The organism is Paenibacillus vulneris, from assembly GCF_039543185.1.
Taxonomy (GTDB): Bacteria; Bacillota; Bacilli; order Paenibacillales; family NBRC-103111; genus Paenibacillus_S; species Paenibacillus_S vulneris.
Map to the genome: position 1 here is coordinate 161,973 of NZ_BAABJG010000010.1, position 12,696 is coordinate 174,668.

Consider the following 12,696-nt stretch of genomic DNA (forward strand, 5'->3'; position numbering starts at 1 on the left):
CAGGTCCCAACGACCTGCCCCTGCTTTTCTAGACTAGTTTAAATTTCAACACTAATTCCTGCAGCTCTGCTGCCATTGTGCTTAAAGACTCTGAGGCGGCCGAAATTTCGCCCATGGATTCATGCTGGTCTGCAGCGCGCTTGGTAATTTGCTGCATCTCTCCAAGTGAGTGTCTGGCAATGCCGACAATCTCATTCATGGTCGCCGAAACCTCCTGCGTACTGGCGGACAGCTCCTCGGTAGCTGCTGAGACCTCTTCGATTTGTGCCGTGACCCCTTCCACAGCATTTACAACGGAGACGAATACCTCACCCACCTTTTCAACCTGGCTGACACTCGTTTGAACCTCAATGATTCCCTCTGCGATAGCTTTGGACGTTTCGGAAGTGGATGCCTGAATTTCGAGAAGCATACCTGCAATCGATCCGGTTGCTTGCGTTGTCTGCTCTGCCAGCTTTTTGACTTCCCCTGCCACTACGGCGAAGCCTCTTCCGTGTTCACCGGCTCTGGCCGCTTCAATCGACGCGTTCAGGGCCAAAAGATTCGTTTGATTAGCGATCTCCGAGATATAGCTGACAATCTGATTGATTTCATTCGATCTCGCTTCCAAAGTCTGTACGGTCTGGGCCGTTCTTTGTACAGCAGTACTTACATTTGTAATCTGATGAACCGCTTCTTGAACGATCGTTGACCCCTGTACGACTTGTTTGCTTACATGCTGGGCGTTTTCATTGACGATGCCGGAGGATTCGGCTATTCTCTGGATGCCGGCCGCCATCTCTTCCATAGCCAATGCAGACTGCGCTGACCCCTCATATTGCGTTTGAACACCATGCGTTACCTCCTCAGCCGATCTTGCTGTGCTTTGTGAAGCGCTTACGGAGCTGGAGGCGATAGCTGTTAACTGCTCTGACGATGCTGCTGTATGCTGTACTGCCTCAGAAAGCTTCATCAATGTAAACTTGAACGACTCCATCATCTCATCCATATGGCGCATCAGCTGCTGCAGTTCATCATGGCCTTTGGGATTCAAGCGATTCGTCAGATCGCCGCCAGCCGCTTTTTTCATCAGTTTCGTCATGAGGAAGATGGGCTTAAGCACATAGGAAGCTGCGAAGTAAGCCAATACGGCTACTGCCAGCAGGCATATGACGGTCACTATAAACACGGTTGTGTTGGACTGTTTAATTCCGCTCATGAGATCCGCTTCATCATTGGCAACGACTACCCTCCAGCCGGTTAACTCCACTTCAGCGAAGGAGGCCGCCTGCTGCTTTCCGTCCGTCCCGGAATAATGAACTTCCCCCGACTTATTCTTCAATACGTTCTCGTTGAATACTTGTGCGGTTGACTCGTTCTCATAGCTCTTAAGCTCCTTGCCGATTCGTTCCTGGGATGGATGGGCAAGGTAATTGCCGGTTTTTGAAAGCAAAAAGGCTGTGCTGGTCGTACCAATTTTGTTGCGGTTCAAATCCTCCAGAATGTTTCCCGGCGCCACAACCGCTTGAATAAGACCGCGAAATTCTCCGTTGCTGCCTGTCAGCGGAAAGTCCATGAGAATAATATTTTCCTTCGTATTGCCATCCGGTAAAATATCGGATATCCCTAACGATTTTTCCTGTCTGATCCGCTTGAAGTTATCAAAACCGGACAGATCGAGTTCATTTCCTTTATCATCGAAGGACTTCCCTGATTCGGAGGCATAGGTAAAGGATTTGACATCCGGACTCATCGCCTTCATTCCCTGGAGAAGCTCTAATATCCTCTTTCTATCCCCTTCCAAAAAGTCCTTGCGATATGTATTGACCATGCTTTCCATGGCCTTAGCCTTCCAGTCAAGAAAGGAGTTTAGTTGAACCGCATTCGCGGAAGCCACTGCCTGCTGCTGATGCTCCAGACCCGCTCTTACCACCTGCGTATACAAAATCATCATAATTCCAGCCACAACGATTACCGGTATAGCCGTTAACAGCAATAAAAATACTGTGAATTTCGTTTTTAAAGAAATGATACGGTTGCTTTTTCTCATGCTGTCGCTCCCTCCGAAACCTTCCCGTTTTGTATCCGATATTTCCTTTTTCATTCGACATCACAAGATCTTAACCTCTTAAATTCGACAGCAATTTCTAAAAAACTTATATGCATGACCCACAAAAGGGGTCTAGCTTCGAAGCTGGTTCAGGTACTTTGCGAACAACAGGCACGAAATTTTTGAAAACTGTACTGTCAAAATATCTTAATCCAATTTTCTTCAGGATACTCCCTCTTCCGAGACAGGAATATCCCCTCCGCAGTAGAATAGAATATTCAAAACTCTCTTAAAAACAGAAAGGAGATTATTCATGCCGCAAGAGCAAAATTACCATAATCACAAAAGAGTTCATCCGCTGTTCCACTTCATCGGCGCGCCCTTGGCCCTTATTACCCTTATCGGCAGCGTGGTGTATCTCATTACTTCGTTCTCCTGGGTTTCTGTACTTACCGTTCTCGCTTCGATTGGTCTATTGGTTACCGTTATCCTGACCAGAACCTATGCTGCGAAGCTGCAGGACCGCATCATCCGCGGCGAAGAGAACTTCCGCCATTATCTGCTGACAGGCAAGCCGCTGAATCCGCGTCTTACCATCAGACAAATCGTAGCGCTGCGCTTTGCCGGTGACGAACAGTTCCCCGCGCTATGTGAGCAGGCGGTCAATAAGAGCCTAACGCCAGTCGATATTAAGAAGGCAGTCACCCAGTGGAGAGGCGATTTTTACCGGGTATAAAGACGGTTGAACTTCGGATCGCTGAATGGTTCTTATGCCTTAGCCAAAATGAAAAGCATCCCATGAACGCCTTGGCGTGTACGAGATGCTTTTTTTTATGCGCTGCTTGTCTCATTGAAAATTACCGTGCCTTCTCCATTTCAACAATAGCATCGACGGCATTAATGGGGTGCAGCGTCCCCTTGAATGCAAACGAGGTTTTACCCGTTTCCTCCGATACGACAAGAACGAGCGCATCCGTGACTTCCGTAAGGCCTATCGCTGCCCTATGGCGGGTGCCGAGTTTTTTTTCTACGGCAATATGGGATACGGGGAGAACGTTCGCCGCCGATACAATACGGTCAGAGCGGACCAGCACCGCCCCATCGTGAAGCGGACTTCCCGGGAAGAACACCGACTCCAGGAGCGAGCTGGTCAAGGTCGCTTCCAGCTGAATACCGGAATGCAAGAACATGTCCAGCGGATCTTTTCTTTCCACTACAATCAGCGCCCCGTGTCTTCGCTCAGACAAGTGTTGGATGCTGACGGACAGATCCAAATAGTTATTCGTAAAGGAGGACAAGTAGCACTGCAAATAAAAGGAAGCCGCTATCGACTCCATCTTATTGAACGAATCCCGAATCTCATCAAACTGGCTTAGCAAGCAATGGTCTTCGTTATTGATATCTTCCAGGCTGCGGTGAATTTGGTCCGCGATTTGCTTCAAATGCAGTTTAAGCTCTTCTTTCATGGGGGACACATCACAATTGATCTGCAGCATTTTATCCACCTCAAATCATGAAGCTATTAGAAAAAACGGGAGCCCTTGCTAAAAAAGCAACAGTCATAATATGCTCATTCCTTCCATCAAGTATTACATAATTGTTTCCAGAGCAGCAGCCTATTGACAGCTGGAGATTCGTACTGTATTCTAATGTTGACTGAATGAATCAATCTATATTATTTCGCCTCAGTATTGACTAAACAAGTCAATCTTTATTTTTATCCTGATATTGACTGATTAAGTCAATCTAAAATTTCGAAGGAGTGATACTTATGAAAGAAATGCAAAAAAAGGGCACAGCTGTGATCATAGGCGGGAGCATTGCGGGCTTACTGACCGCGAGAGTCGTATCGGATTACTACGAAGAGGTAATCATGGTAGACAAGGACGAATTTCCTGAACGGCCGGGAGAGCGCAACGGCACTCCGCAGGCCTATCATCCCCATCGCTTCACTATGCGAGGCAAGCAGATTACGGCACGCCTGTTTCCCGGCTATGAAGAGGATTTATTGGCTCTCGGCTCCCCATCGTCTTACAACAAGACCATCCACAATATGAACCCATACGGAAGCATGGTTGGCAAATATCCGCGTCATGATGTTAAATTCAGCAGAGCCGCGCTGGAATGGGTACTTAGGGAACGGGTGAAGCAAATTGCCAACGTACGTTCGCTACCTCGTCATGATGTCCTCCAGCTTATGTCTACCGCAGATCGAAGCCAGGTTACAGGAGTTCTGGTTCGTGGGCGCGGAAACCAAGGGCAAGAAATGGTCTTACATGCCGATATGGTATTCGATGCAAGCGGGCGTTCCTCCAAGCTGCCTGCCTGGCTTACAAGCATGGGTTACGATGTCCCCGCTCCGGATGTACTGAAGGCCGATATCGGGTACAGTACCCGCCGTTATAAGCTGCCTCCCCATCTCACCCATCTGGCGGATGAATGGGATGTCATCGTCATGGCAGGGGACCCTGAGAACAAAACCTTCTCCGGCTGCTTTTCCTTTATTGAACATCAGGTTGCAGAGGTACTGTTGTACCGGCCGGGCGGTCACTATCCTCCCACTCAGGAGGAGCAGTTTAATCAGGCGTTGGCAGAGCTGCCGAGCCCGATGCTTTCGAACATTCTTCAGCAGCTGGAGCCGCTTGCTCCACCAAGAGGATTCCGCGTTCCGGAGCTGTACCGCCACCATTACGAACAAATGACGGAGTGGCCTGCCGGTCTTCTGGTATTAGGGGATGCCTTTTGCATCTATGATCCTATCTTCGGGCAGGGCATGACAGTCGCCGCCATCGAAGCAGAGACCTTGCAAAGCTGCCTGCAGCGGCAGTGGATTGATCCCCAGCCTCATTTTGAGCAGACCGCGCTTCAACAATTGCAGCAGGTCATTGAACCCGCATGGTGGCTGAATTGCGCCAACGATTTGCAATGGGAAGGCATTGAATATGTCGGGACCGAGCCTCTGAAAGGAATCGATTGGGGCAAAAAGTATCTAGCTCTGTTCCTGCAGTATGCTACAGAGACACAAAACTGGGAGCTGTTCGGGTTGTATTGGGCGGTCAACACGCTATCCGTATCACCGGCACAAATCATGAAGCCTGAGCTGGTAAGAACCGTGCTTCAAGCTACGGAGGACGGCAAGCGGCTGCTGGACGAACTGAACCAACGTTTCGGCGATTCACTGGAAGCCATATTGGAGCAAATCCTGCCGCAATTTTCGCAGGAGGTCTTTGTACCGCGCCCTCTTCAGTCTGAAGCGTCCAATCAAGAAGCTTCTTAAAAGAAAAGGCCAAAAATGGTATACTCCTAAGTAGATAATTCATCAGACATTAGCAGCAAGCCCATTATGGCAAAGGAATGAATGACAATTGGCGCCTTTAAACGATGAACAACTACACCAAATCCGCGATGAACGGAAGGAACAAATCATAGCGGCTGCCCTCAAGGTCTTTGCCCGGCGCGGCATCATCGGAACGAAGATGAGCATGATTGCAGCCGAAGCCGGAATCAGCCACGGACTCTTGTACCATTACTTCAAATCCAAGGAGGAGCTGTTCAACACTCTTGTTCAAGAGGCTATGCTGGCATCGCAGGACGCCATACGAAGCCTTTACGGGCTCCCGGGTACCCCGCTCGACAAAATTAGAGCTCTAACCGAAGATATTCTGGATGATAACGGAGCGCCCTACTTTATGCTGATTCACCAAGCCCGTACGTCGGACGGCGTGCCGGACAAAGCAAGGCAGCTCGTTGAGCAATACTCGATGAAATCCTTCGTCGATCAGCTGCTCCCCCTATTCAAGGAAGGGCAAGAGGCAGGAGAAATTGCCGCAGGCAAGCTGGAGGATTTGATCTCCTCCTACTTATCTGTGCTCTCGGGTCTCATGGTATTGAATGCGCAGGAGGGTTCGGGCTACAAAAAGCCTGAGATTGAAGTATTATTACGAATCGTCCGGGCTCGTTAAGCCAGACTGGCCCAGAAGGTTAAAGGTCATCCTCATGAGAGGGCGACCTTTAATCTTTCCTTGCGGCGGCCGCCAAGCATGGCTGCTGTCATTGCTACTTCTTCGGCCATCCGCCCCACAGGTGGAGCTTGTTGCCGTCGGGGTCATAGGCATGAAAGCTAATGCCGCAGCCCCAAGCTCTATCAAGGCCTCTGCGGGGAGCTGTGAAATATAAAAAGAGGCCTTAACGGCCTCCCTATTGCTCTACCAGCTTGCCCTTCCAGGCCGCAACTCCGCCCTGCAAATGAGCGACATCGCGCAAGCCGTTTCTAATCAGGACGCGAGCCGCCTGCTTGCTTCTCATCCCGCTTCGGCAGTACAAATAAACGCTTTTGTCGCGGGGAATCTCTCCCCATCTTCGGTTCAGCTGGGTCAGCGGAATGTTGACGGCGCCGGGAATAAATCCCTGCTTGACCTCTCCCGGTTCACGAACGTCGACCAGCAGCGCATTCGGATTCTCCTTCAGCTCCTGCTGAAAGTCATCGGAATTCAATGTCTTTAATCCCTTGACCCCTGCAAAGCGCGAATACAGGAACCAGACCAGACACGCGACAGCAACAATTTTGATAATAAGCTGTATATCCACCGTTCTACCTCCCCCTCACCTGTATTACCGGCTTTTGACCAGCAGGTCCACCGCTTGCTTAACGACTTTGCCGGAATCTCTGCCCGCTTCTATTTCTTCTATAATGCATTGCTCCAAATTCACAGCCACAATATAGGCTATGGCTTTATCCGCGGCGCTTCGCACTGCAGAGATTTGGCTTACGACATCCTTGCAGTCCTGCTCCTCCTCCATCATCTTCAAGATGCCGCGGATTTGGCCTTCCATGCGTCTTAATCTTTTTTTCACATCGTCATCGTATTTCATGGACATGCGAATCCATCCTTTCTGCTATACCGGTATAGGTATATTATCTCCGATAGAGAGCACGAATACAATACATGGAGAGCTTTCCCGTAAAGGGAGGGCCATCATTGAAGTTCAAGGGGGATAGCTGAAAAAAAGGTTGTCGTTCGCGTTCCCGCTACACCCCTTTGGCAACGGCAAACAGGCGTAACTTCATGTCCGCATCTTGATGCATCCATCGGTTCCGCCTGGTTCCCTTCTCCCATCGCACCGATTTCTCGATTTTTGACAAATCTTACGATGCTTATCCGTTTCTGCTTCCCGCATCTGTTCTGCCGCACAAAAAGCGCAGGCTGCCTTCTGCAGCCTGCGCGTTGGATTGATCCACGGGATGATGCAATCAAGCCTGAACCTGGGCGGCCGCGGCACCGGCCTTAGAAATCCGGATCGCCATCATCGCTGCGAACAAGCAGACGAAACCCGCCGCGATAAAGGGAACTGTGTAGCTGCCGAACCATTCTCTCATCGCTCCGGCACCGTACGCCGCGACCGAGGCGCCTACCTGATGGGCCACAACCACCCATCCGAAGATCATGCCGGATTTCTCCTTGCCGAATTCCTGGGCGGCGAGCTTCACGGTCGGCGGTACCGTTGCAATCCAGTCCAGACCGTAGAAGATGGAGAACACGAGCAGCATATTGGGACCTGCGCCGAGGGCATAAGGCAGGAACAGCAGAGAAAGCCCGCGAAGCCCGTAATACCAGAACAGCAGCTTCCGGCTGTCGAACCGGTCCGATAACCAGCCTGACAGCGTCGTTCCCACCAGATCGAACATCCCCATCAGGGCCAGCAATCCGGCAGCCATGACTTCAGGAATCCCATAATCTCCACAGGCCGAAATGAGATGCGTGCCAATCAGCCCGTTCGTTGAAAATCCGCAAAAAAAGAAGGTGCCTGCCAATAGCCAGAAGGTCGTGTTCGTCATCGCAGACCGAAGTGCCAATAACGGACTAAGGAACAGATTTCCTTGAAACGGCACCGGCGGAATTACCTCCTCCGATCCGTAAGGAGCAGCCCCAACGTCGTAAGGATGGTTTCGCATCCATATGGCGACGGCGATCAATACGATCACAATAGCCGCAACAGCCGTATAGACGGCATATCTCCAGCCGGCTTCAACCATAATTTTTGCAAGCATAGGCAGGAACAGCAGTTGACCGGTAGCGGCACTTGCCGTCAGCAAGCCGACGACCAACCCCTTACGCTTCACAAACCATTGATTGCTGACCGTAACGCCAAGCACATTCGCCATCATTCCCGTAGCGAGACCGGAAACAATCCCCCACAGGATCTCATACTGCCAATAGGCTATCATCAGCGGGGTAACCGCCATACTGACCCCCAATACGGACAAGGTGATGATCAGGACTCTGCGAATTCCATACTTTTGCAGGACGGCAGCCGAGAACGGACCTACCATCCCATATAAAAAGATTCCTGTAGAGATAACTCCGGATATGCTGCCCCGGTTCCAGCCGAACTCTTTTTCGAACGGTACAATCAGAATACTGGGCATGGAACGAACCCCGGCGGAAATGAGCAGTGTTACAAAGGTAACAAGGATCACTACCCAGCCATAATGAAATCGAGGTGATTTGAGATGACTCTCCATCTGTGATTCACTTCCTCTTTATTTTAATTTAGTTGTACATACAATAATATTTTTAAAAAATTATTTCTTTTCCAGCTGTTCGCTTGAAAGCTCAATAAGAGAAGATAGCTGTTCGGCTGCCTCTACACCGAGGATGGCTTCATAGCGTGCGCGTAAATTTTTCGAAGCTTGACGGATCGTGCCCTCCAGAGCAATTCCTTTGTCGGTAGGGTAGACCAGAACGGTCTTTCCTTGCCCCTTCCGCTCCACCAGCTGCTTGCCTTCCAGCTTATCGATGAATCTAGTAAGCGTTGAAGGTGTGATGGACAGCTTCTCGGACAATTCCTTCTGCGTAATGCCAGGGGTTCCATTCACCAGGCGAATCAGGTATCCGTACATAGGCGTCAATCCGGTCGGCGCGAATTCTTCCTCGGCTATTTTGGTAATGGCGCGGCCTAATCGATTGGCGGTAAAAAATAAGCAGTCGTGTAAAAAGCCTTCGTCCATTATGGTGATCCCCTTTCGATTTATTTTGTATGTACAACAAATATATGTGGAGGAGCCGCCTTTGTCAATCATTTCTTTTATGAGAATAAAAAAAGGGGCTTATAGCCCCCCGCGGTTAAACCATGGTAAGCAGCTCACCCAGCGACTTAAGTATTCTGTGAGGGACAGCAGTGGCGCCAGCAGGTACGCCTGCTCCCTTATGATCCAGCCAGATGCCGCGGATCCCCAGACGCTGAGGCGCCGCTACCTCCCACTCGAAGTTATCTCCGACCATCCAGGCTTCCTCTGCAGTTACTTCGAGCCGCTCAAGCGCATGCAGATAGATGCGTTCATCCGGCTTGCCGATGCCGAATTCGCCTTCGACCAGGACGCAGTCAAAGAGCGGTGCCAGCTCAAAACGATGAATCTTCGCCCATTGGGGCTTCGCATTCCCATTGGTCAATAGTGCGAGCTTGATCCCCTTTTGCCGCAAAGCTTGGATGGTGGCGATAGAGTCTGGGAACAGAGCAACGCACTTATCGCGTTCTTCTCCGTAAGTATGGGCGATGGTGTCAACAAGCGGGGCATTTTCAACGTCCAGCTTTTTCATGGCCATGCCAACGATGTCTTGTCTAGCCTTATAGAGATCCAGCCTGCCTATTCGATGCCTCTCGGGATCGCTCCAATACCATCGGGCCGCTGCTTTAATCTCAGCCAGCAGATCCTCAGGGTCACATCCCGGATTACTGCCGAAGGATCTCCGCCAGCACGAATCCGTGTCCACCCCGTGGTCATAAGATAAAATGGTATCGTCCATATCTAATAAAATGGCTTTGGGCATCTCGTTTTCGCTCCTCCCCGTTCCATCAAGGATGATGATCTCAACCTTTTCCCCCCTATTATACCTTAATGTTACCGACCAAACTGCGAAGATCTTCAGCCATCCTGGACAAGGAAGATGAAGAGGTAGCGATTTCCTCCCGAAATGACCCTCACGATATTCTCGATTTCCTCCGAATGCTTTTCCATTTCCTCAATTACAATAAAAAAACGCAACACGAGGAGGTTTCGCATTGCGCCGCTGGTATATTTTGTGATATGATCGTAAGCTTGCTCAGTCCTTTTTGTGCTTTACTTTTACCGTAAACAGGCTCAACACCAGGGTTAGGATGACATAGGTCCAGAACCCGTGAATTTCAAATCCGTACAAGTATTTATCGAGAAGCCATAATTTGATTGGTGTTAAAATAAGCGAGACCAGCATCAGAGCCGGCGTCGTCAGACAGCCGATCCCTACTGTAATCAGCAGCACGGAGAGAACCATCGCAAGACTAAATAGAAAGCTGATCACAAACATTAGAACCGAAGCAATGATTAAAGTCTTGGTATCCTTAATGGCAACATATTGGTGGAAATATTCATTTCCGATCCAAAATACAAGCAGGGTTACTAGGAAATTGAGGAGATTTCTCACGATTATGTTCCTCCCTTTGCATCTAAGCGGATCTCCCGAGCCTGGGTGCTTCTATTCACATACTACCCATCAATGGCCCCGTTCATGTCCGCTAGTTAAATGAATATTTTACTGTCCGAATAGCTTAATACAATGGAATCCCCTAAACGCGAGGCTTTAATATTTAAAGAGGATAGTCTAACGAATACAATATGATCCCTTGTAAATAAGTAGGCAGATGCATGGTACGCCGGTTCCTTGATCCACTCTCTCTGTTCCTGTTTGGGCAGCTTGAATACAATAGATTCCCCATGCAGCTCCATATAATGTTTAAAGACCCTTGCCTGAATAAAATCATCCCCGTCCAGCGTAAAAAAACGGTACGTTTCATTGCGGGACTCATACACTTCGAAATCCGATGAGCTAACGGTGTACTCCTGTACTTGCTGTGTTTGGCTAGTCAGTTGGTCCGGCAGCTTGCGTTCGATCTTCTCGAGAAGCTCCACGATTCTTCCCAGCGCCATCAAAAATATTCCGCTCACAATTGACCCGCCGATAAATGGGAGCCCCAGCGGGACTAAAACCCCCGCTAACACCCCAACCACAATAATAAGAGCCCCGACAAAATAAAGTATTCCAACCATTGCTCCCTTGCCTCCTTAACCCCATTCCTATCCATATTATCACAGTTAGAAACCATGTTGGTTAAATAAGGAAAGCAAAGCGAAGCCTATGTTTAGAAACTTCTGTAACTGGCTAATTACAAGATAACAACCATTTGGAGGAGAAGCCTGTATGCCATGGAAAAAGAATGATTACCCCGCTTCGATGAAGCATTTGGATCCGCGTGTGAGGGGGAAAGCGATAGAAATTGCAAATGCCTTGCTGGAGGAAGGCTACGAGGAAGGCCGGGCCATTGCCATTGCGACCGCGCAAGCGAAGAGGTGGAATGATGACCATCCATTGCATGAACATCCTACCGGTTCAAGCTCACCTAGGTCGCGACAAAGCAATATCCATGTCGTCCCGGATGGCGATAGCTGGGCCGTCAAGGAGGAAGGTGCGAAACAAGCCTTGGTTCGTACGGATACCAAGCTTGAGGCTGTCGACTATGCCAAACAGAGGGCTTCCGACTTGAACAAGAGCGCTATCATTCATCGCCAAGACGGTACGGTGGAGACGTCCTACAATTATTCGTAGAGTGGAGTCGTGTAGGGAGCCGGAGTGAGTAGAAGCGGGCACTATCGAAATCTCCCCTTGCCTTCCGCTTATAGGGGAGGCTATTTGTCGTCTCGACATTCCTCACCAAATAATGAAACAACTCATCAAAAATGGTAAGATGGAAGGGAGAATAAGAAAGGCGGAGAACCCTATGGCATATGCGTTCACCATCGAGCCCACGACATATATCGCCTTTGAAGATGAGGCGGCACAGATTGATAAATGTAAGGAATGGGGCCTGCTCTCCGAGAAGGCGACCAAGAGTAAAACGTTTTTTTACAAAGGCAACGGCATGAATCTGGCTTGCCATATTATCGGCTATGTCGACAATATGACGGCCATCATTGAATTGGACAACAAGCAGCTGCACTGCATCCATCCCTCCTATTTGAAGGAAATGCAAGCCGCCAGCTACGGACAGAGGGCTACGGCCATTACCGAGGAAGCGCAGACTTCGGCTCCTGCAGAAGCGGAAGCAGCCAAACCGCAGGAGGAGATAGCGCCGCAGCCCGTTGCTGTGAGCACAGCCGCAGCCAAAGAGACTGAGCCGGAAGCGCCTAAGACCGCCGAACCGGCAAAGGGCAAAGGAAAGAAGCAGAAGCTTCAGCTCCCGGAGGAGAAGGTCAAAATGACGGCTGTCGTGAAGGAATTTACGACCGTTCCGAACCATTTCTCCGACAATGACGATGAGGTCATCATTTACGAAGCCGTTACGATCGTTGATCCGGAGACCGAGGTCGGCGACGCCTGGTCCAGCCACAGCGCCACGCTGAAGAAGCTCGAGCTCGAAGTCGGGGACAAGCTCACCTTCGAGGGCAAAATCGTTGCGAAGAAGCTTACCAAGCATCCTGTGCCGTACAAGATCAACAACCCGGCAAAGCTGCAAAAGGTGAATGAAAAAGAGGAGTAAGGCATCCGCCTGCTCCTCTTTCGTTATGTACGCCCAGCATGGGCGTCATCTCTACGGTGAAAGTCCGGAATGGGGGCTGGCAAGCGCCTACCATT

General features: G+C 49.9%; 14 protein-coding genes. 5 read left to right on the top strand and 9 right to left on the bottom strand.

From position 1 onward, the window contains the following. Window positions 1-28: 28 nt before the first annotated feature. Window positions 29-2,029, bottom strand: a complete 2,001-nt coding sequence (locus ABEA66_RS10850; RefSeq protein WP_345587565.1) for a methyl-accepting chemotaxis protein — start codon at window positions 2,027-2,029, stop codon at window positions 29-31. 313 nt (window positions 2,030-2,342) lie between these two features. Here ABEA66_RS10850 and ABEA66_RS10855 point away from each other — a divergent pair, with 313 nt between their 5' ends. Beyond that, the gene (locus ABEA66_RS10855) at window positions 2,343-2,765 is read left to right on the top strand and encodes a DUF6526 family protein (RefSeq protein WP_345587566.1); all 423 of its coding nucleotides are present in this window, start codon (window positions 2,343-2,345) and stop codon (window positions 2,763-2,765) included. A gap of 121 nt (window positions 2,766-2,886) precedes the next feature. On the opposite strand, the gene cdaS is transcribed toward ABEA66_RS10855, so the two are convergent. Continuing rightward, window positions 2,887-3,525, bottom strand: a complete 639-nt coding sequence (gene cdaS, locus ABEA66_RS10860) for a sporulation-specific diadenylate cyclase CdaS (protein ID WP_345587567.1) — start codon at window positions 3,523-3,525, stop codon at window positions 2,887-2,889. A 275-nt stretch (window positions 3,526-3,800) separates the two neighbouring features. Here cdaS and ABEA66_RS10865 point away from each other — a divergent pair, with 275 nt between their 5' ends. Further along, the gene (locus tag ABEA66_RS10865) at window positions 3,801-5,306 is read left to right on the top strand and encodes an NAD(P)/FAD-dependent oxidoreductase (protein ID WP_345587568.1); all 1,506 of its coding nucleotides are present in this window, start codon (window positions 3,801-3,803) and stop codon (window positions 5,304-5,306) included. A gap of 88 nt (window positions 5,307-5,394) precedes the next feature. Next, a complete protein-coding gene (locus ABEA66_RS10870) occupies window positions 5,395-5,991 on the top strand; it encodes a TetR/AcrR family transcriptional regulator (protein WP_345587569.1) in 597 nt (198 codons plus the stop codon). 235 nt (window positions 5,992-6,226) lie between these two features. Here ABEA66_RS10870 and ABEA66_RS10875 read toward each other — a convergent pair whose 3' ends face one another. From ABEA66_RS10875 to ABEA66_RS10905, 7 genes are all read right to left on the bottom strand, one after another. Next, entirely contained in the window at window positions 6,227-6,616 is a 390-nt protein-coding gene (locus tag ABEA66_RS10875; RefSeq protein WP_079914868.1) for a rhodanese-like domain-containing protein, read from the bottom strand. Window positions 6,617-6,640: 24 nt separating this feature from the next. Continuing rightward, window positions 6,641-6,907, bottom strand: coding sequence for a metal-sensitive transcriptional regulator (locus ABEA66_RS10880; protein ID WP_079914867.1), 267 nt, complete (start codon window positions 6,905-6,907; stop codon window positions 6,641-6,643). Window positions 6,908-7,280: 373 nt separating this feature from the next. Continuing rightward, a complete protein-coding gene (locus ABEA66_RS10885) occupies window positions 7,281-8,552 on the bottom strand; it encodes an MFS transporter (protein ID WP_345587570.1) in 1,272 nt (423 codons plus the stop codon). 60 nt (window positions 8,553-8,612) lie between these two features. Then, the gene (locus tag ABEA66_RS10890; protein ID WP_079914865.1) at window positions 8,613-9,038 is read right to left on the bottom strand and encodes a MarR family winged helix-turn-helix transcriptional regulator; all 426 of its coding nucleotides are present in this window, start codon (window positions 9,036-9,038) and stop codon (window positions 8,613-8,615) included. A 115-nt stretch (window positions 9,039-9,153) separates the two neighbouring features. Next, window positions 9,154-9,858 (bottom strand): HAD family hydrolase, encoded by a 705-nt coding sequence (locus ABEA66_RS10895; RefSeq protein WP_079914864.1) that lies wholly within the window; start codon window positions 9,856-9,858, stop codon window positions 9,154-9,156. Window positions 9,859-10,131: 273 nt separating this feature from the next. Then, entirely contained in the window at window positions 10,132-10,491 is a 360-nt protein-coding gene (locus ABEA66_RS10900; protein ID WP_345587571.1) for a phage holin family protein, read from the bottom strand. A 95-nt stretch (window positions 10,492-10,586) separates the two neighbouring features. Continuing rightward, a complete protein-coding gene (locus ABEA66_RS10905) occupies window positions 10,587-11,114 on the bottom strand; it encodes a hypothetical protein (protein WP_345587572.1) in 528 nt (175 codons plus the stop codon). A 151-nt stretch (window positions 11,115-11,265) separates the two neighbouring features. On the opposite strand from ABEA66_RS10905, the gene ABEA66_RS10910 reads away from it, so the two are divergent. After that, window positions 11,266-11,670 carry a DUF2188 domain-containing protein gene (locus ABEA66_RS10910; protein ID WP_345587573.1) on the top strand — a complete coding sequence of 135 codons (405 nt, stop codon included), beginning with the start codon at window positions 11,266-11,268 and terminating at the stop codon, window positions 11,668-11,670. 172 nt (window positions 11,671-11,842) lie between these two features. Further along, a complete protein-coding gene (locus ABEA66_RS10915; RefSeq protein WP_345587574.1) occupies window positions 11,843-12,601 on the top strand; it encodes a hypothetical protein in 759 nt (252 codons plus the stop codon). Window positions 12,602-12,696 lie beyond the last annotated feature (95 nt).